The sequence below is a fragment of the Bacillus safensis FO-36b genome (assembly GCF_000691165.1).
GTDB lineage: Bacteria > Bacillota > Bacilli > Bacillales > Bacillaceae > Bacillus > Bacillus safensis.
Map to the genome: position 1 here is coordinate 166603 of NZ_ASJD01000003.1, position 17899 is coordinate 184501.

18 protein-coding genes are annotated in these 17899 nt (G+C 41.5%); 10 read left to right on the plus strand and 8 right to left on the minus strand.

The window, feature by feature from the left end:
- The first annotated feature begins 2 nt into the window (after positions 1 to 2).
- A complete protein-coding gene (locus BA81_RS08730; protein WP_024424741.1) occupies positions 3 to 1895 on the plus strand; it encodes a PTS fructose transporter subunit IIABC in 1893 nt (630 codons plus the stop codon).
- Positions 1896 to 2106: 211 nt separating this feature from the next.
- Positions 2107 to 2679, plus strand: a complete 573-nt coding sequence (lepB, locus tag BA81_RS08735) for a signal peptidase I (protein WP_029706712.1) — start codon at positions 2107 to 2109, stop codon at positions 2677 to 2679.
- A gap of 63 nt (positions 2680 to 2742) precedes the next feature.
- On the opposite strand, the gene BA81_RS08740 is transcribed toward lepB, so the two are convergent.
- Positions 2743 to 3018, minus strand: coding sequence for a hypothetical protein (locus BA81_RS08740; RefSeq protein WP_034281618.1), 276 nt, complete (start codon positions 3016 to 3018; stop codon positions 2743 to 2745).
- 143 nt (positions 3019 to 3161) lie between these two features.
- Here BA81_RS08740 and BA81_RS08745 point away from each other — a divergent pair, with 143 nt between their 5' ends.
- Positions 3162 to 4781 (plus strand): ABC-F family ATP-binding cassette domain-containing protein, encoded by a 1620-nt coding sequence (locus tag BA81_RS08745; RefSeq protein ID WP_024426884.1) that lies wholly within the window; start codon positions 3162 to 3164, stop codon positions 4779 to 4781.
- Positions 4782 to 4816: 35 nt separating this feature from the next.
- Here the strand turns inward: BA81_RS08745 and BA81_RS08750 are convergent, their stop codons facing one another.
- From BA81_RS08750 to mreBH, 3 genes are all read right to left on the minus strand, one after another.
- Positions 4817 to 6049, minus strand: coding sequence for an aminopeptidase (locus BA81_RS08750; protein WP_034281621.1), 1233 nt, complete (start codon positions 6047 to 6049; stop codon positions 4817 to 4819).
- A 107-nt stretch (positions 6050 to 6156) separates the two neighbouring features.
- Positions 6157 to 6288 (minus strand): protein YkpC, encoded by a 132-nt coding sequence (locus BA81_RS19650; RefSeq protein ID WP_003210922.1) that lies wholly within the window; start codon positions 6286 to 6288, stop codon positions 6157 to 6159.
- Between the two features lie 74 nt (positions 6289 to 6362).
- Positions 6363 to 7370: a rod-share determining protein MreBH gene (mreBH, locus tag BA81_RS08755; RefSeq protein WP_024424745.1), complete on the minus strand. Its 1008-nt coding sequence runs from the start codon at positions 7368 to 7370 to the stop codon at positions 6363 to 6365.
- Between the two features lie 276 nt (positions 7371 to 7646).
- Here mreBH and abhA point away from each other — a divergent pair, with 276 nt between their 5' ends.
- The 5 genes from abhA to ade all read left to right on the plus strand — a co-directional run bounded on the left by abhA (position 7647) and on the right by ade (position 12920).
- Positions 7647 to 7925 (plus strand): transcriptional regulator AbhA, encoded by a 279-nt coding sequence (gene abhA, locus BA81_RS08760; protein ID WP_024424746.1) that lies wholly within the window; start codon positions 7647 to 7649, stop codon positions 7923 to 7925.
- 145 nt (positions 7926 to 8070) lie between these two features.
- Entirely contained in the window at positions 8071 to 9381 is a 1311-nt protein-coding gene (locus tag BA81_RS08765; protein WP_034281622.1) for an ATP-binding protein, read from the plus strand.
- A 4-nt stretch (positions 9382 to 9385) separates the two neighbouring features.
- On the plus strand, positions 9386 to 10222 hold the full coding sequence (locus BA81_RS08770) for a gamma-glutamylcyclotransferase family protein (RefSeq protein WP_034281623.1): 837 nt from the start codon (positions 9386 to 9388) through the stop codon (positions 10220 to 10222).
- Between the two features lie 37 nt (positions 10223 to 10259).
- Complete coding sequence (locus BA81_RS08775) at positions 10260 to 10928, plus strand: potassium channel family protein (RefSeq protein WP_008345123.1); 669 nt, start codon at positions 10260 to 10262, stop codon at positions 10926 to 10928.
- A gap of 261 nt (positions 10929 to 11189) precedes the next feature.
- Complete coding sequence (gene ade, locus BA81_RS08780; RefSeq protein ID WP_034281626.1) at positions 11190 to 12920, plus strand: adenine deaminase; 1731 nt, start codon at positions 11190 to 11192, stop codon at positions 12918 to 12920.
- Positions 12921 to 13012: 92 nt separating this feature from the next.
- Here the strand turns inward: ade and rnjA are convergent, their stop codons facing one another.
- Both rnjA and BA81_RS08790 read right to left on the minus strand, forming a co-directional pair.
- A complete protein-coding gene (gene rnjA / locus BA81_RS08785) occupies positions 13013 to 14680 on the minus strand; it encodes a ribonuclease J1 (RefSeq protein WP_012009818.1) in 1668 nt (555 codons plus the stop codon).
- A 5-nt stretch (positions 14681 to 14685) separates the two neighbouring features.
- Entirely contained in the window at positions 14686 to 14895 is a 210-nt protein-coding gene (locus tag BA81_RS08790; RefSeq protein ID WP_008345114.1) for a DNA-dependent RNA polymerase subunit epsilon, read from the minus strand.
- A 397-nt stretch (positions 14896 to 15292) separates the two neighbouring features.
- Between BA81_RS08790 and BA81_RS08795 the strand changes: the two genes are divergently transcribed.
- Entirely contained in the window at positions 15293 to 16072 is a 780-nt protein-coding gene (locus BA81_RS08795) for a Cof-type HAD-IIB family hydrolase (RefSeq protein ID WP_024426890.1), read from the plus strand.
- A 38-nt stretch (positions 16073 to 16110) separates the two neighbouring features.
- Here the strand turns inward: BA81_RS08795 and def are convergent, their stop codons facing one another.
- Complete coding sequence (gene def, locus BA81_RS08800) at positions 16111 to 16668, minus strand: peptide deformylase (RefSeq protein ID WP_034281628.1); 558 nt, start codon at positions 16666 to 16668, stop codon at positions 16111 to 16113.
- Positions 16669 to 16779: 111 nt separating this feature from the next.
- Positions 16780 to 16968, minus strand: coding sequence for a YjcZ family sporulation protein (locus tag BA81_RS08805; protein WP_034281949.1), 189 nt, complete (start codon positions 16966 to 16968; stop codon positions 16780 to 16782).
- A gap of 233 nt (positions 16969 to 17201) precedes the next feature.
- Between BA81_RS08805 and BA81_RS08810 the strand changes: the two genes are divergently transcribed.
- Positions 17202 to 17870: a YkyA family protein gene (locus BA81_RS08810; RefSeq protein WP_034281630.1), complete on the plus strand. Its 669-nt coding sequence runs from the start codon at positions 17202 to 17204 to the stop codon at positions 17868 to 17870.
- The last annotated feature ends 29 nt before the right edge of the window (positions 17871 to 17899 follow it).

A 17899-nucleotide genomic window follows, 5' to 3' on the forward strand; every position in this document is an offset into this window, starting at 1 on the left:
TCATGAAAATTACAGAACTACTCACGAAGCATACCATTAAGCTTCAATTAGACAGCCAGCAGAAAGAAGCAGTCATTGAAGAGCTGGTCACTGTTTTAGATACAGCAGGCAAGTTAAATGATAAAGAGGGCTACAAAGAAGCTGTGATCAATCGTGAAAAACAGAGCTCTACTGGTATTGGCGAAGGAATTGCCATCCCGCACGCTAAAACAGCAAGTGTAAAAGAGCCTGCCATTGCATTTGGCCGCTCAACTGCTGGTGTTGATTATGAATCACTAGACGCGCAGCCGAGTCATCTTGTCTTTATGATTGCCGCAACTGAAGGCGCAAACAACACGCACTTAGAGGCACTTTCTCGTTTATCCACACTTCTAATGCGTGAAGAAATCCGAAAGCAGCTCCTTGAAGCGGCGACTGAAGATGAAATCATTGAGATCATCAATACACATGATCAAGATGATGAAGAAGAAGAGGAAGTTCAAGAGGAGCCGGCAGCAGAAGGAAAACCCGCTAAAATTTTAGCAGTAACAGCTTGCCCAACAGGCATTGCCCATACATTTATGGCAGCAGATGCTTTGAAAGAAAAAGCAAAAGAAATGGGCGTTGACATTAAAGTTGAAACAAATGGCTCTGGCGGTATTAAACATGCCCTTACAGCAAAAGAAATTGAAGAAGCACCAGCCATCATTGTGGCAGCGGACAAGCAAGTAGAAATGGAACGCTTTAAAGGCAAGCATGTCATTGAAGTCCCTGTAACAGCTGGTATTCGCCGTCCACAGGAATTAATTGAAAAAGCAATCAATCAAGATGCGCCGATTTATAAAGGTTCAGGCGGCAGTTCTTCTAAAGAAGAAAATGAATCATCTGGCAAAGGAAGAAGCGGATTTTACAAGCACTTAATGAGTGGTGTAAGTAACATGCTTCCATTTGTTGTCGGAGGCGGTATCCTTGTTGCGATTTCATTCTTCTGGGGCATTAACTCAGCAGATCCTAAGGACCCTTCATTTAATTCATTTGCAGCTGTCTTAAAAGGAATTGGCGGCGATAATGCGCTTGCCTTAATCGTTGCTGTATTAGCTGGGTTTATTGCCATGAGTATTGCAGATCGTCCAGGTTTTGCGCCAGGTATGGTCGGTGGTTTTATGGCGTCAGCAGCAGGTGCAGGGTTCTTAGGCGGACTGATTGCTGGTTTCCTAGCAGGTTACATTGTTGTGCTGCTCAAAAAAGTATTCACATTCGTACCGCAGACACTCGACGGGATTAAACCGGTTCTGCTGTATCCATTGTTCGGTATTTTCTTCACAGGCATTATCATGCATTATATTGTCAACACACCAGTGAAAATGGTGATGGACGGATTAACACATTGGCTTGAATCATTAGGTACGGGAAACCTTGTCTTAATGGGTATTATTTTAGCTGGTATGATGGCAATTGATATGGGAGGCCCAATTAACAAAGCGGCTTACACATTTGGTCTTGCAATGATTGCTGCTGGCAACTATGCACCGCATGCTGCAATTATGGCAGGCGGAATGGTACCACCACTAGGTATTGCACTTGCAACAACGATCTTTAGAAATAAGTTCTCAAAACGTGACCGTGAAGCAGGGATTACATGTTACTTCATGGGAGCTGCCTTCATCACTGAAGGGGCGATCCCGTTTGCGGCAGCAGATCCTCTTCGTGTGATTCCTTCAGCTGTTATTGGTGCAGCAGTTGCTGGCGGATTAACGGAATTCTTTAGAGTGACGCTTCCTGCACCGCATGGCGGACTATTTGTTTTCTGGGTAACAAATCATCCAGTTCTTTATATCATCAGCATCTTAATCGGTGCTGTTGTGACAGCGATTTTACTGGGTATTTTGAAAAAACCAGTCAGGCAAGAAGCGTAATGCAGAAGAGAAGCATCGTGAAAAACGGTGCTTCTTTTTGTTTAATCATCAGTGAATTAGGAAAAAATATCTAATTAGATGGTTGTCTTGTGAATTTTTAAATGACATATGATAAAGTAAAGTTATTCAATTCACGTTTCAAGTCTTTTAGCAGAAAGTCTTAGGAGGAAGCAGTATTTTGAACGAAGAAAACAAACAAAACGAAAATGAAATTCAATCTGATGCGAAGCAAGCCAAAACAGAGAAGAAAAGTTCACTGTTTGAATGGATCAAAGCCATTTTAATCGCACTTGCACTCGTCTTGCTCATCCGTACGTTTATATTTGAACCGTATGTGGTGGAAGGAGAGTCAATGGAACCAACACTTCATGATGGGGAAAAGCTGTTTGTCAACAAAACCATTAACTATCTCGGTGGTGTAAAACGCGGTGACATCGTGATTATTAATGGAAAAGATGGTCAGAAGATTCATTATGTCAAACGATTGATCGGCCTTCCAGGTGATACGATTGAAATGAAGGATGATACGCTTTACATTAATGGTAAAAAAGTAGATGAGCCTTATTTAAAAGAGAATAAGGCGCATGCGAAAGAGTATGAAGTGCATTTAACTGGAGATTTTGGCCCAGTGAAAGTACCGAAAAACGATTACTTTGTGATGGGGGACAACAGACTGAATTCCATGGACAGCAGAAATGGACTTGGCCTCATTGAAAAGGATCGGGTTGTCGGGACATCAGAATTTGTTTTCTTCCCATTTGGCGACATTCGACAGACAAAATAAAAGCACCTTCTCATGGGCAAGAGAAAGGTACTTGAACGAGCGACCCTTACAGAAGGGTCGTTTTTAATTTGGCGTGAGCACTGTAACAATGATCACAATCGCTAGAACAGAAGCGAATACAGATCCGGTAATGGCTAAAACGGATCGAAACAACCCGATCTTTAGGTTTTCTTTTCCCCGCTTTTGTAAAAAACGTTTGGAAAAGATGTGAACCAGTGTGTAAATGAGGATAAGCCCAATATAAAGGCCAAAGTCCCTCGCATTAAAGCCTGTTGCAGATAAATAAATGCCCATAAAGAAAATCAATAAACAGTATTCCATCAGTGTGAGTAATCTCAAATCGCCCGAACTCCTTCAATCAATCATTCCCGTTTATTATATCATAATAGACAAAAAGCCTTCGTTCTTAGCGAGAGACGTTTCTATCAAACGTTATTCATGTTATACTTCATATTGATGAATGAGTGATGGAGGATTAATAAATGATTGCAGTAAATAATGTTAGTTTGCGCTTTGCTGATCGTAAACTATTTGAAGAAGTAAATATTAAATTCACTCCTGGCAACTGCTACGGATTAATTGGTGCCAATGGAGCTGGTAAATCAACGTTCCTAAAGATTCTTTCTGGTGAAATTGAGCCTCAAACGGGCGATGTTCATATGAGTCCTGGTGAGCGTTTAGCGATTTTAAAACAGAACCACTTTGAATACGAAGAGTTTGAAGTGCTGAAAGTCGTCATCATGGGTCACAAACGTCTATATGACGTGATGCAGGAGAAAGATGCGATCTATATGAAACCTGATTTCTCAGATGAAGACGGGATTCGTGCAGCGGAGCTTGAAGGTGAGTTTGCTGAATTAAACGGCTGGGAAGCTGAAAGTGAAGCAGCGATCCTATTAAAGGGCCTTGGCATTCCAGAAAGCCTTCAATCGAAGAAAATGTCTGAGCTTGGCGGTTCTGAAAAGGTAAAAGTACTTTTAGCTCAAGCTTTATTTGGCAAGCCTGACGTTCTTCTTCTCGATGAGCCGACGAACCACTTGGACTTACAAGCAATCCAGTGGCTCGAAGAGTTCCTCATTAACTTTGAAAATACCGTCATCGTCGTTTCGCATGATCGTCATTTCTTAAACAAAGTATGTACACATATTGCGGACCTTGATTTCGGAAAAATCCAAGTATACGTCGGTAACTATGATTTTTGGTATGAGTCCAGCCAGTTAGCGCTGAAACTAAGCCAAGAAGCAAATAAGAAAAAAGAAGAACAAATTAAGCAGCTTCAAGAATTCGTTGCCCGGTTTAGTGCGAACGCTTCTAAATCGAAGCAAGCGACATCAAGAAAGAAATTGCTTGATAAAATCTCTTTAGATGACATTAAGCCGTCTTCACGTAAATATCCGTATGTTCATTTTGCGCCAGAGCGCGAAATCGGAAATGATGTCCTTCAAGTAGAAGGTCTATCAAAAACAATTGACGGTGTGAAAGTACTGGATAATGTCAGCTTTATTATGAACCGCGAAGATAAAATTGCGTTCTTAAGCCGTAACGAGCTTGCTGTGTCCACTTTATTTAAAATCCTTGCTGGTGAAATGGAGCCAGACAGCGGATCATTTAAATGGGGCGTCACAACGTCACAAGCCTTTTTCCCGAAAGATAATAGTGAATACTTTGAAGGAAACGATGTTGATCTCGTTGATTGGCTTCGTCAATATTCTCCGAATGATCAAAGCGAAAGCTTCCTGCGTGGTTTCCTAGGACGTATGCTTTTCTCTGGGGAAGAAGTGAAGAAAAAAGCAAGTGTCTTATCAGGAGGAGAAAAGGTTCGTTGTATGTTATCAAAAATGATGCTGTCTGGAGCGAATATTCTGCTGCTGGATGAGCCAACGAACCACTTAGACCTAGAATCCATTACAGCGCTGAATAACGGCCTCATGAGCTTTAAAGGAGCTATGCTCTTCTCATCTCATGACCATCAGTTTGTTGAAACAGTCGCAAACCGGATTATCGAAGTGACGCCAAATGGCATCGTCGATAAACAAACAACATATGATGAGTTCTTATCAGATCAAGACATCCAAAAAAGACTTGAAGAGCTTTACGCATAAATAAAAAAAGACATCCATAGGATGTCTTTTTTTGATTAAATCGCCCAGTTTCCATTTCGGAAGATCGGTTCGCGTTTCCCGTCTTTTGTGATCCCGTCAATATTCATTTCCTTTGAACCAATCATAAAATCAACGTGTGTAATACTGCTGTTCACACCCGCTGCATCCAATTCTTCTCGTTTCATTTCTTTTCCGCCTTCGATATTAAACGCATATCCGCTGCCGATGGCAAGGTGGTTTGATGCATTTTCATCGTAAAGTGTATTGTAATAAAGAATATTTGAGTTAGAAATTGGTGAATCATCTGGTACGAGGGCAACCTCACCTAGATAATGAGAGCCTTCATCTGTTTCAACGAGAGATTTTAACATATCTTCGCCTTCTTTTGCTTTCACATCCACAATCCGGCCATTTTCAAAGGTTAATGAAAACTCATCAATGATGTTTCCAGCATAGCTGAGCGGCTTTGTGCTTGAGACTGTCCCGTTTACACCGTCTTTTTTCGGTACGGTAAAGACTTCTTCTGTCGGCATGTTGGCCATGAACGAAACGCCGCGTTCACTTACGCTGCCAGCACCTACCCAAATATGCTGCTCTGGAAGCTCGATCGTTAAGTCTGTGCCCGGTGCTTCATAATGAAGCTTGTGGTAGTGGCGTTCATTGAGTATTTTGACCTTTTCGTTTAATGACGCATCGTGCTTTTTCCAAGCCTCAACTGGATCTGCTTGATCAGCGCGTGCGACTTTAAAGATTTGATCCCACAATAACGTGACAGCTTCTTCATCTGTATGATCAGGGAAAATCTTTTTCGCCCATTCTTTTGATGCAGCACCTACGACTGTCCAAGCGACTTTGTCAGATTGAACGTATTGACGATATGTATGTAGTGCTGAACCAGCAGCTTTTTGCTGTGCAGCGATTTTTTTCGAATCAATGCCTCGCAAAAGGTCAGGGCTTTCTGACAGGATGGTAATAAAAGCGCCTCCGCGTTTTGCGATGGTTTCCATCATCTGTGCTTCCCATTCAGGGAATTGCTCAAATACATCTTGCGGTGCATGTTCATATTTTAAACGAGTGAGAACACCATCACTCCAGCGGATATGTACGTTTTTCGCCCCGCGCTCATACGCGTGTTTCGCTACAAGACGAACAAGATGTGCAGATTCAGTAAATGCGGATACAACGACTTCCTGCCCCTTTTGTACATTCACACCGACCTCAACGATGGTCTTCGCATATTGATCTAGTTGTTTTTCAAATGAACTCATAAAAACCCCTCCTTTAGTCATGTTCATCATATCAGATTTATGACCGAAAAGGAAAATGGGGAGCCCGTTTAAAGCCAAAATAAAAAAGCCGCTTTCGTGCGGCTTTTTTAGCGGTTCAGTTGTTTCACAGGCTGTGCATTAGAAGGCGGCATATGTGAAAACGACAGGCTCATTCCTCCTAAAATAATACCCGTTAAAATGACTGTGACAACGACCCGTTTACCTAAATCAAGCAACATGTTCTTCCTCCTTCACGTTTATCCATTTCTCACGATATGATCAAAATGACAAAAAAAGAAGTAGAACAAGAAGATTATTTTAAAGTTTTTTGCAATTTGTCGATCACTTCTAATGAACGACCTGTTCCAATGGCAACAGATTCAAGGGGATTGGCTGCAATATGGACTGGAACAACAATCTCTTGAGAAAGCCATTCTTGTATTCCATTTAAAAGAGCGCCTCCGCCAGTTAAAATGACGCCGCGGTCTACAATATCTCCGCTTAGCTCTGGAGGGCTGTCCTCTAATGTGGCACGAATTGCTTCTAAAATATGAAGAAGTGATTCTCGCATGGCGCCTTGAATTTCATGAGAGACAAGTGTGATCGTTTTTGGCAGACCTGTCACAAGGTCGCGACCGCGCACTTCTAATGATTCAGGCTCATGTTCAATAAGACCATATCCAATTTCCATTTTCACCTGCTCGGCCGTCCGTTCGCCGATTAATAGGTTATATTTCTTTCTGACAAACGTAATGATATCTTCATCCAGCTGATCGCCGCCAATTCGGATCGAATGACAAGAGACAACGCCGCCAAATGAAATGATCGCAACTTCTGTTGTTCCGCCGCCAATATCGACTACGACGTTCGCCACAGGCTCGTCTACCGGAAGATCAGCACCGATTGCAGCTGCAACAGGTTCTTCAATTAAATGCACATGCTTTGCTCCGCAGTTTTTCACAGCATCGCTGATGGCGCGGCGCTCAACAGCTGTTGAACCAGAAGGTGTACATACAACGACAGTTGGCTTTCTGAAGGTAAACCCGATATTTTTTCCTGCTTTTTTCATGATTTGTTTAAGTAAATCTGTTGTCATATCATAATCAGCGATGACACCGTCTTTCATCGGACGGATCGCAACAATTTTCCCAGGTGTTTTCCCGATCATTTCTTTTGCTTCTGATCCGACGGCAAGTACAGTCTTTGTTTCTGTATCGACTGCTACGACGGACGGTTCATTTAAAATAATTCCCTTATTTTTACTATAAACCAATATGTTAGCTGTTCCTAAATCAATTCCAATTTCGGCATTTTGAAACATGTTTTCACCCAATCTCTATTTTTGCTGTTTTAAACAATTTTACATTTAAAAGTTCAGAGGGTTGATGTCATTTGTGGGGGTTTGTGATCACCTTGAAATGAATCTGTAAAATTCAAGTATCATTTTGACAATCACAATAAATTTTCCCTTTGTTTTTTCTTTTATGAAAAAAATTTTTATAGAGGAGAAACCTTTTAAGAATCTCTTACGTCTACGATATATCAATTGGTGAAAAACAGATTGATCTTGAGCTAATGAAAGAAAGAGGGAACGAAATTGAAATCTATCGGAGTCGTAAGAAAAGTAGACGAACTAGGGCGTATTGTGATGCCAATCGAATTGAGAAGAGCACTTGATATCGCTATTAAAGACAGTATGGAATTTTTTATAGATGGAGATAAAATCGTCTTGAAAAAATATCAGCCAGAGGGCGTTTGTCTCATGACTGGTGAGATTACATCAGAGAACCATGAATATGGAAATGGTCAAATTACATTAAGCGCTGAAGGCGCAGAACTGCTGTTAAAAGAACTGCAAGAAGCTCTTCAGAAGTAATCAAAATAGTCTGCTCTCTTCCTTTGTGCTGAGAACAGGCTATTTTTTCTTTAAAAAAGTTCCTTAAAAATGCCCCATCTCCCTCAAAAAATAAGTGGAAAATGGTACAATTGACAAAGAATCTCAGGGCGGCAGGTGGAATCATTTGAACAAAACATATCAAGTTCGGATCGTGTTATCTGTTCTTGCATTTATCTTAATCATAAGCTGGGATTTCTTTTATTATGTAGGCGGCTATCAAATTAATTGGCCGCTCGATCTAGCCTTTACAGTCGTTGTGTTAGTAGGGATCTGGGTTGTCTCAGGATATGTAGACCGCTTGAATTTACTTGTGTCAGATCTAAATAAGAGAGAAAAAGAAGCACACGAACTGACAGAGCGGCTGAATCGAATTACAGATAACTTGCAAGAAATTGTCTTTGAAACAGATGAAAAAGGGCACATCATTTTCTTAAATCAAGCATGGAAACAAATGACCGGCTATGACATAGATGAATGTCTAGGTACGATGTACAATCAGTACTTTGATCAAGAAGAAAGAGTTATTCAGCATTTGTCATCTGTCATCAAAGAGCATAAAGATTCAGGGCGGATCGAGCTGCGGCTTCTTCATAAAGAGGGAAAGAAAGTATGGGGAGACGTTCATTATAAGCTCTACTTTGATGAGGAGCACCAGTTTACTGGAGGTATTGGAACAGTTGCAGATATTACAAAACAAAAGCTGGCAAAGCTTGAGCTTGAAAAATCAAATCAACAAGTGCAAATGCAGGCGCAAAAGCTGGCCGTTGCAGGACAAATAGCCGCTGGAATCGCCCATGAAGTCAGAAATCCGCTGACCTCAGTAAACGGCTTTTTGCAGCTGATGAAAACACAATATCCTGAAAGAACCGATTATTTTGACATTATCTTTTCTGAAATTAAACGGATTGATTTTGTTTTAAGTGAGCTGCTGGTGCTGGCAAAGCCGCAGTCGGTCCATTTTCAAGAAGTTCAGCTTCATGGACTGTTAGAACAGGTGATTACATTGCTAAAAACCAATGCAGTCCTTTCGAATATTGATCTCAAACAGCCATTTAAAAAGCAGGATGCCGGCGCTATATTAGCAGACGCTAACCAAATGAAGCAGCTGTTCATTAATTTAATCAAAAATGCCATTGAGGCAATGCCTGAAGGCGGCAGTATATACATATCAACAGAAAAAGTGATGAACGAATGGAAAATTACCATTCAAGATGAAGGAAAAGGGATGTCTGAAGAGGATATTCAGAAAATATATGATCCTTTCTTCTCCACAAAAACAGAAGGGACAGGACTTGGCCTCACCATCTGTGCAGCGATTTTAAAAGATCATCACGGTAGGATGGATGTGGTCAGTGAGCTGGGAAAAGGTACAGCTTTTCATATCTATTTACCTGTGTGGCAAAAAAGCAGACACCAGCAAGGTGAGAGGACGTGATTTCATGAAGGAGAAAGCTTTATTTGTATATGGGACGCTTCTGCAGCATGAAGAGCACCACGAGACGTATATGAAAGAAAGCAGGCCATTAGCTAAATCAGCTTGGATCAGCGGCAGAATCTATGATACAGGTCAAGGATACCCTGCGTGCGTTCTAAAAGAGAAAAGCACAGTATATGGAGAATTGTACGAGGTAACCGCAAGCACGCTGAATAAGATAGATTTGCTTGAGGAAGGGTATGACAAGCAGGTGGTCGATGTCATGACAGACAAAGGGCCGGTGGCGGCTGTTACATACACTTTACCAAAGCAGAAGGCATCATCGCTGAAGGAGATCGAGAGCGGCTGCTGGAAGGAATATAGAATGTGGCAGCAGAAGCCGGCATCCTTCTATTATTTTGCCTATGGCTCCTGTATGGATGATGCAAGATTTAAACTGGCAGAAGTTGATCATTATTTTAAACAAATCATCGGCGGCGGTGCTCTGAACGGCTTTACAACTAGATTTACATTGGTAAGGCCTGATGGATCAAGAGCCGATATGGTAGAAGACGGCGGAGAAACAGAGGGTGTTTTATATGAGGTTCCTTTTGATGCCATTCGATATTTGTACAAACGAGAAGGCGTCTATGAGGGCACATATCGTCCAGCTTTTGTCGATGTCAAAATAGGTGATCAAATATATGAAGACTGTTTAACCTTTCTTGTTCTTCAAAAGAGCGAAGAAATTGCTCCGCCAGGTCATTACCGCAGTGAAATTGAAAAAGGAGCAGATCTTTACTTAAGTGAAGCATTCCGCAAAAAAATTCGCTCGCATATGGATTCATTAATCAAACCGTAGTAAAATGCATGGTAAGTGAGATAAAAGGAGTCTGAACATGAAAAAGGAATATGCAGTCATTGGTCTTGGACGCTTTGGCGGAAGTATTTGTAAGGCGCTGAGCGAAGAAGGACTTGAAGTCATGGCCATGGATATGAATGAAGATCGAGTGAACGAATACGCGAAAATTGCGTCACATGCGGTCATTGGTGATTCGACGGACGAATCTGTTTTAAAAAATCTCGGCATTCGCAATTTTGATCATGTCATCGTTGCGATTGGTGAAAACATTCAGGCCAGTATTTTAACGACGATTATGCTGAAAGAGCTTGGCGTTAAAATGGTCACAGTAAAAGCGCAAAACGATTACCACGAAAAGGTGTTAAATAAAATTGGAGCTGATCGCATCGTTCATCCAGAGCGGGACATGGGCAGACGAATTGCACATAAAATCATCTCCAATAACGTATTAGATTATCTTGAGCTGTCAGATGAGTACAGCCTCATTGAAATCGTTGCCAACAGCAGGCTTGCAGGGCATTCTCTTTTAGATCTCGATATTAGAGCGAGATATGGCATTAATATTGTGGCGATTAAGCGTGGAAAAGAAGTGATTGTTTCACCGCTCGCAGATGAAATGATTCAAAAAGAAGATATTCTGATTGTCATTGGGGCAGTTGCCGATATCGGACGTTTTGAAAAACGAGAAATGCAGAACGATTATTAAACACTCCTAGGCGGGGTGTTTTTTAATATGATTGTGTACACATGAGGTGGACAGTGAAGAGGGAAGAAGACATTAAAAGGGCTGTTTTGTTCTGCATAAACAGCTAAAGTCATTCATCATATTTTTCATGCAATTATCACTATTCAGAAATAAAAATCAGTCTTTTTATCTGGGTGATTTTCTCTAAATGTCATTGACTGGGCAAACAGATTCGTTTACGATAAGAAACATTATATTGTTTACTTGGAGGAGGCAGTGTCGTTGGATAAGGAGCTTTTCAGACATCAAATTGAGGTAGCTGCAAAGAGAAAAAAAGCAGCCCTAGTGATTAAACATGCGAAAGTTATGGACGTGTTTAACCAGGAATGGATAGACGCTGATGTCGCTGTTGAAAATGGACAAATAGTAGGGATTGGAGAGTACGAGGGAGAACAGGAGCTGGATGCAGCAGGTCAAATGCTTGTACCTGGTTTTATTGATGGCCACGTTCATATCGAGTCCTCTATGGTTACCCCTGCTGAATTCTCCAAAGCTGTCGTCCCGCGCGGTGTGACAACTGTCGTAACAGACCCGCATGAAATTGCCAATGTGTCAGGGATCACAGGCATCCGTTTTATGCTGGAAGAAGCGAGAAAAGCTGCCTTAAATATTTATTTCATGCTGCCATCCTGCGTACCGGCAGTCAGTTTTGAGCGATCAGGTGCTGTTTTAAAAGCGAAAGATTTAAAGCCTTTGTATCAAGAGAAAGAGGTTCTTGGTCTTGCCGAGGTGATGGATTACGTCGGTGTGGAGCAGGCTGAAGAAGATATGCTTCAAAAACTGCTTGATGCTCAAAATGAGAATAAATTGATTGATGGCCATTTAGCAGGCTTAACGGACCGATTAATAAACGTTTACCGCACAGCTAGTGTCCAAACAGATCACGAGGTAACAACAGCCGGCGAAGCCCTTGAACGTGTAAAACGAGGCATGTATGTCATGCTGAGAGAAGGCTCTGTTGCCAAAAACGTGAAAAGCGTTTTACCAGCTGTGAATGAAAAGAATGCGAGACGTTTTTTCTTTTGTACCGATGATAAACATTTAGATGATTTAATGGCTGAAGGAAGTATTGATGAACAAGTACGTATGTCTATAAAAGAAGGGTTAGACCCATTTTTAGCGTATCAAATGGGAAGTTTAAACGCAGCGGAGTGTTTTGGCCTCAAAACAAAGGGAGCCATTGCGCCAGGCTTTGATGCTGATTTTATGCTTGTCTCTGATCTTCATCAAGTAGACATCACCAGCGTATTTATTGCAGGAGAATTGGTGGCGCAGCATGGAGAGTACAAGCCAAGTGTCGAAAAAATTGCACCAAGTCCAGCCTTATTACAATCTGTTCATGCTATAGACGTTCAAGAGCAGGATCTGTCTCTGCCTATCACAGCTCATCAAAAAATGAATGTCATCCGCATTATTCCAAATCAGTTAGAAACAAAATTAGAACGCATCTCTCCATCAGAAACGAACGGACAATTCACTAGTGATACAGAAAGAGATGTATTAAAAATGGTGCTTGTTGAACGCCATCAAGGCTTATCTGAAATGGGGATAGGGGTTGTCAGCGGCTTTGGATTAGAAAAGGGCGCAATTGCAACAACGGTTGCGCATGATTCTCACAATTTAATTGCGGTTGGCACAAATGATGCTGATATCGTGAAAGCCATTGACGCGTTAAAAGAAGCAGGGGGCGGTTTGACGGTTGTCAAAGAGGGTCAGTCTCTTCATACGCTGCCATTACCGATCTCTGGTTTACTTTCAGATCAGCCGGCACATCTTGTAAATGAAAGCCTTCATGCACTCCATGAAGCGTTGAAAGAAACAGGCTTCACTTTAGATTTTAATCCATTTTTGACGCTGTCCTTCTTGGCACTCCCAGTCATTCCTGATGTGAAAATGACGACAAAGGGTTTGTTTGATGTCAGAAGCTTTCAGCATCTCCCAATTCAATCATAAAAAGAGAGAAACCGCATATGTATATATGCGGTTTTTTCAATGAACGGTGAAAAAAAGAGACACAGCCAAGCGGCTTGTGTCTCTTTTTGTGATTACACTTCCATAATAATCGGTAAGATCATTGGACGGCGTCTTGTTTTTTCATAAAGGAAAGGTGCAAGGGTGTCAGTAATTTCGTTCTTAATTTCAGACCACTGAGTTGTCTTACGTTCCATTACTTTTTCAAGATGCTTCGAAATTAAATCCTGTGCATCGTTGATCAGGTCTCCAGATTCTCTCATGTAGACAAAACCTCTTGAGATCAAATCAGGACCAGCAGAGATTTTGAATTCTTTCATGTCCATGCTGACGACTACAATAACAAGGCCCTCTTCAGAAAGAATGCGGCGGTCTCTTAAAACGATGTTTCCGATATCGCCAATACCGCTTCCGTCGATATACACGTTGCCTGATGGAATTTTGCCAGCGACACTTGCTTCGTCACCTTTCAGTGCCAGAACTTCACCGTTATCCATGATAAAGCAGTTTTCCTCAGGGATGCCGCAATCATTCGCAAGTTTGATATGCGTTTTTTGCATGCGGTATTCACCGTGAATCGGCATAAAGAATTTTGGTTTAATTAAACGGAGCATGAGTTTTTGTTCTTCTTGTCCGCCGTGACCAGATGTATGAATATTATTTAGCGAGCCATGAATGACCTCAGCGCCGGCGCGATAAAGCTGGTTAATGGTGCGGCTTACACTAATATTGTTACCTGGGATCGGTGAAGATGAGAAGACAACAGTGTCTCCAGGGTTAATGGAAATCTGGCGGTGAGTACCGTTCGCAATACGAGAAAGAGCTGCCATCGGTTCACCCTGGCTTCCAGTACAAAGAATGGTCACTTTGTTTGCTGGAAGGCGGTTGATTTCATTATGTTCAATAAACGTGTTTTTTGGACATTTAATATAGCCAAGATCTTGTCCAATATCAATAGCAGACTCCATACTGCGTCCAAATACAGCGACTTTTCTGCCGTTGGCAACAGCAGACTCAATCACTTGCTGAAGTCTGTGAATGTTTGAAGCAAACGTGGCAAAGATGATGCGTCCATCGACTTTTCTAAAGATGTCATCAATGCTTTCACCTACGCGTCTTTCAGACATCGTAAATTCTGGGATTTCACTGTTTGTACTATCAGATAAAAGACAAAGAACGCCTTCTTTTCCGATCTCAGCCATTTTGGTTAAATTGGCAGGCTCGCCAACAGGAGTAAAGTCAAACTTGAAATCACCTGTATGTACGATGTTACCAGGAGGTGTCTTCACGACAATTCCATAAGAATCTGGAATACTGTGTGTCGTTCTAAAGAAAGACACAGCTGTTTTTCTAAATTTAATGGTATCTTCTTCTTCAAAAATGTGAAGTTTTGTTTGTCTCAAGAGACCATGCTCTTCCAATTTATTACGAAGTAGGCCGATTGCGAGTTTGCCGCCGTAAACTGGAATATTCACTTGCTTGAGAAGGTAAGGGATACCGCCGATGTGGTCTTCATGTCCGTGAGTGATGAAAAGACCTTTGATTTTATCTTCGTTTTTAACTAAGTACGTATAGTCAGGGATGACGTAGTCAATTCCAAGAAGCTCGTCTTCAGGAAACTTAATGCCTGCATCAATTAAAATGATTTCATCTTGAAATTGAACGCCATACGTGTTTTTACCGATCTCGCCTAAACCGCCGAGCGCAAAAACTGCCGCCTGATCGTTTTTAACAAATTTCATTCCTCTCATAGCTCCAATACTTTAAAATTTTCACTTTCTCGTTCATAGTCTAAAAAAGCACCGTCTACAGGCTGAATGAATTCAATGTTGTAGTTATGTTTTTTCAACTTATCGCGTACGTCTCTTTCAGAAACCGCTTCAACGTATAGTGAATCTGTGTGTTCTCTTACAGGTACCTCAGTAGTACTTGCCTGAAAAAATACCTTATATATCATCCAAATCTCTCCTTAAATACCGTATGTTACACTCGCTTATTCTATTATATTAAAAAAACGCGCATAAGAAAAGTCTCTGAGAAAAAAGGACCTTCGGCAAATGTGCGGAAGATCCTTTTAAGCAATTGATTTTTTGCGAAGCATGTCCTTCCATTGTCTTCGAATTTTCTTACGCAGACGACGAAGCATCACATGCCGCCTCCTTTCGGGTTGAAGTAAGCTTAACCAGTGTGTTCCGGTCTCTCTATATACTTGTATTATATGATGTTTCTATTGAATGTTACATGGTTATATGTGGGAAATAGGCGCTTTCAAAAGGAATTGGTTTCGAAAGCTGAAATCTTTCTGTATGATGAAAGGGAGTGTGTATACATAACGAAGAGCAGGAGGGCGAGATATGAATAAAAAAGTCATCTTCTTTGATATCGACGGTACTTTATATGACCATGATAAAAATATACCTGAGTCAACGAAGCGAGCGGTTCATTTATTAAAAGAAAAAGGTCATCATCTCTTTATTGCATCTGGGCGTTCTCCTTTTCTGATCCGGCCCATTTTAGAAGAATTAGGGCTTGACTCATTCATTGCTTATAACGGTCAGTATGTCATGTATGAGGGAGACGTTATTTACGGCAATCCGCTGAAGCAGGAGCTGATGGAGCGGATTTATGAGACAGCGGATCGTCATGATCATCCGCTCGTTTTTATGGGAGAAGAAACGATGAAGGCGTCTGTGCCGAATCATCCGTTTATCCATGAAGGAATCGGTACTTTGAAAACAGAGCATCCTGAGCACGATGTATCTTTCTTTAAAGAAAACGACATTTTTCAAATGCTGTTATTTTGTAAGGCAGAAGAGGAAGTGGAGTATAAGGCATTCCGCGAAGAAATTGACCTTGTCAGATGGCATGAGCTGTCAACGGACGTTCTGCCAAAAGGCGGATCAAAAGCTGAAGGAATCAAACGAGTCATCGAAAGACTTCCTTACGATCAAAAGGATACCATTGCCTTTGGAGACGGATTGAATGATAGAGAAATGATTTCGTTTGCTGGAACAGGCGTGGCGATGGGAAATGCTGTGAGTGAACTGAAAGCATTGGCTGATTTTGTGACAAAGCCGGTAGATGAGGACGGCATATTCCATGCAGTGACCCAGCTTGGCCTCATTGAAGAATAAAAAAGAAGACCCTTAGATCGCGGGTCTTCTTTTTTATGTTATGATCTGCCGATCGCAACAGAGTTTTCTGGCTCAGCGAACGGCTGATCCTTTTGAATATGATCATAAAACATAATGCCATTTAAATGGTCAATTTCATGCTGAAAAACAATAGCGGGGAACCCTTTTAGACGGATATCAATGTCCTCTCCTTCAAGCGTAGTGGCCTTGACCCTGATTTTTTGATATCGAGGAACAAATCCAGGGATGGCTTCATCAACTGATAAGCAGCCTTCACCAGTCGCTAAATAAGCTCTTTTGACTGAATGACTGACAATACGCGGGTTGAACAGAGCATAGCTGTATTCTTCTCCGTCTTCATCCTCACAGTGAACAGCGATCATGCGTTTACTAATATTGATTTGCGGAGCTGCCAATCCAACGCCGGGTCTTAGTCCGTATTTTTCAGCAATGTCAGCATCCTGACTGTTTTTGACGAATTCGATCATGTCAGCTAATTGCTGTTTTTCCTCTTCTGTCGGCGGGAGCTCGACCGATTCAGCTGTTTGTCTTAAGACGGGATGTCCGTCCCTTACGATATCATCCATGGTAATCACAAAACTTCACTCCTATTTCCTTTGTATGTAAAGTATATAAAATGATACACAACATATGCAATGAAATAAAGAAGACCGGTCCTGTGAGACCGGTCAGAGGCTTAAACAGCCTTAGCAGCAGCCACCGCCGCCGCCTAAGAATGCTGCGCCAACGATAATTAATAGGATGAAAAGCACAACGATTAAAGCGAATGTACGTCCGCCGCCGTATCCGTATCCACCGCCATAACTTGGGTAACAACAGCCGCCGCCATATCCGCCACCGAATCCATACCCGTAACCGCCGTATCCACCATACATACTTCCATGACTATAATTAGACATACTTTTGACCTCCTTTGGAAATACACTTGGCCTCTCATAAGTGAAGGCGAAGCGTGTAATATAAACTATGTATGAATGCACTATTTGTATAGTCATGCGCCTATTGCTTGAAAAAAATCTTCTCCGCCTCATCTGACTGACCTCTTTCCTTGTCACAAACGTCTATAAAAATTATAGTGGTATGTGGAGACGTAAAGGGGGACCTTGTCATGAGACAGATGAAAAAAAGCATGAAAGCAGGTGCTGCTTTAGCGGGGATATGTACCCTTTTGCTGACAGGGTGCGGAGGTCAAAGTCCGTTCAATGATATGCAGGACGCGATGAAGAAAATGAGTGAAAAAGAAGCATCCTTCGAAAAAGAGCAAGGTACACTGCAAAGCTATGAGGAAAAAGAGCAGAAGCTGTATAAAAAAATGATTCAAACAACAAAGGACCATACAAAAACAGTGGCAAGCCTTTCTGATCAGGCGTTAGCATCGGCAGCACAAAGAGAAGAACATTTAAAAACAGAAAAAGTCAGTATGGATGAATCGAAAAAAGAATTGAAAACAGTAAAGGAATCTGCTGCACGATTGCAAGATGCGGAGTTAAAAGAGAAAGCAGATCAAACGGTCAAATCAATCGAGAAACGATATGCGTCATATGATCAGCTTTACAAGGAGTATCAAAAGGCGCTGAAACAAGATCAGCTTTTGTATCAATCTTTAAAGAAAAAGGATCTAGGATATGAAGAGCTGAAGTCAAAGCTGAAGACCGTGAATCGTTCATATAGCAAAGTCAGAAAAGAAAGTAAGAAGTTCAATCGATATACAGATCAATTGAATGATCATAAAAAGGCTTTGTATAAAGCAACAGATCAAGGATCGAAAAAGAGCTGAAAAAACAGCTCTTTTTTTATTTTTCGACA

What these genes read in the sequence shown, in the direction of transcription:
- BA81_RS08730 (WP_024424741.1), top strand. Translation starts at nt 3, where the DNA reads ATGAAAATTACAGAACTACTCACGAAGCATACCATTAAGCTTCAATTA.
- BA81_RS08745 (WP_024426884.1), top strand. Translation starts at nt 3,162, where the DNA reads ATGATTGCAGTAAATAATGTTAGTTTGCGCTTTGCTGATCGTAAACTA.
- BA81_RS08750 (WP_034281621.1), bottom strand. Translation starts at nt 6,049, where the DNA reads ATGAGTTCATTTGAAAAACAACTAGATCAATATGCGAAGACCATCGTT.
- BA81_RS19650 (WP_003210922.1), bottom strand. Translation starts at nt 6,288, where the DNA reads ATGTTGCTTGATTTAGGTAAACGGGTCGTTGTCACAGTCATTTTAACG.
- mreBH (WP_024424745.1), bottom strand. Translation starts at nt 7,370, where the DNA reads ATGTTTCAAAATGCCGAAATTGGAATTGATTTAGGAACAGCTAACATA.
- BA81_RS08770 (WP_034281623.1), top strand. Translation starts at nt 9,386, where the DNA reads ATGAAGGAGAAAGCTTTATTTGTATATGGGACGCTTCTGCAGCATGAA.
- BA81_RS08775 (WP_008345123.1), top strand. Translation starts at nt 10,260, where the DNA reads ATGAAAAAGGAATATGCAGTCATTGGTCTTGGACGCTTTGGCGGAAGT.
- rnjA (WP_012009818.1), bottom strand. Translation starts at nt 14,680, where the DNA reads ATGAAATTTGTTAAAAACGATCAGGCGGCAGTTTTTGCGCTCGGCGGT.
- BA81_RS08790 (WP_008345114.1), bottom strand. Translation starts at nt 14,895, where the DNA reads ATGATATATAAGGTATTTTTTCAGGCAAGTACTACTGAGGTACCTGTA.
- BA81_RS08795 (WP_024426890.1), top strand. Translation starts at nt 15,293, where the DNA reads ATGAATAAAAAAGTCATCTTCTTTGATATCGACGGTACTTTATATGAC.
- BA81_RS08805 (WP_034281949.1), bottom strand. Translation starts at nt 16,968, where the DNA reads ATGTATGGTGGATACGGCGGTTACGGGTATGGATTCGGTGGCGGATAT.
- BA81_RS08810 (WP_034281630.1), top strand. Translation starts at nt 17,202, where the DNA reads ATGAGACAGATGAAAAAAAGCATGAAAGCAGGTGCTGCTTTAGCGGGG.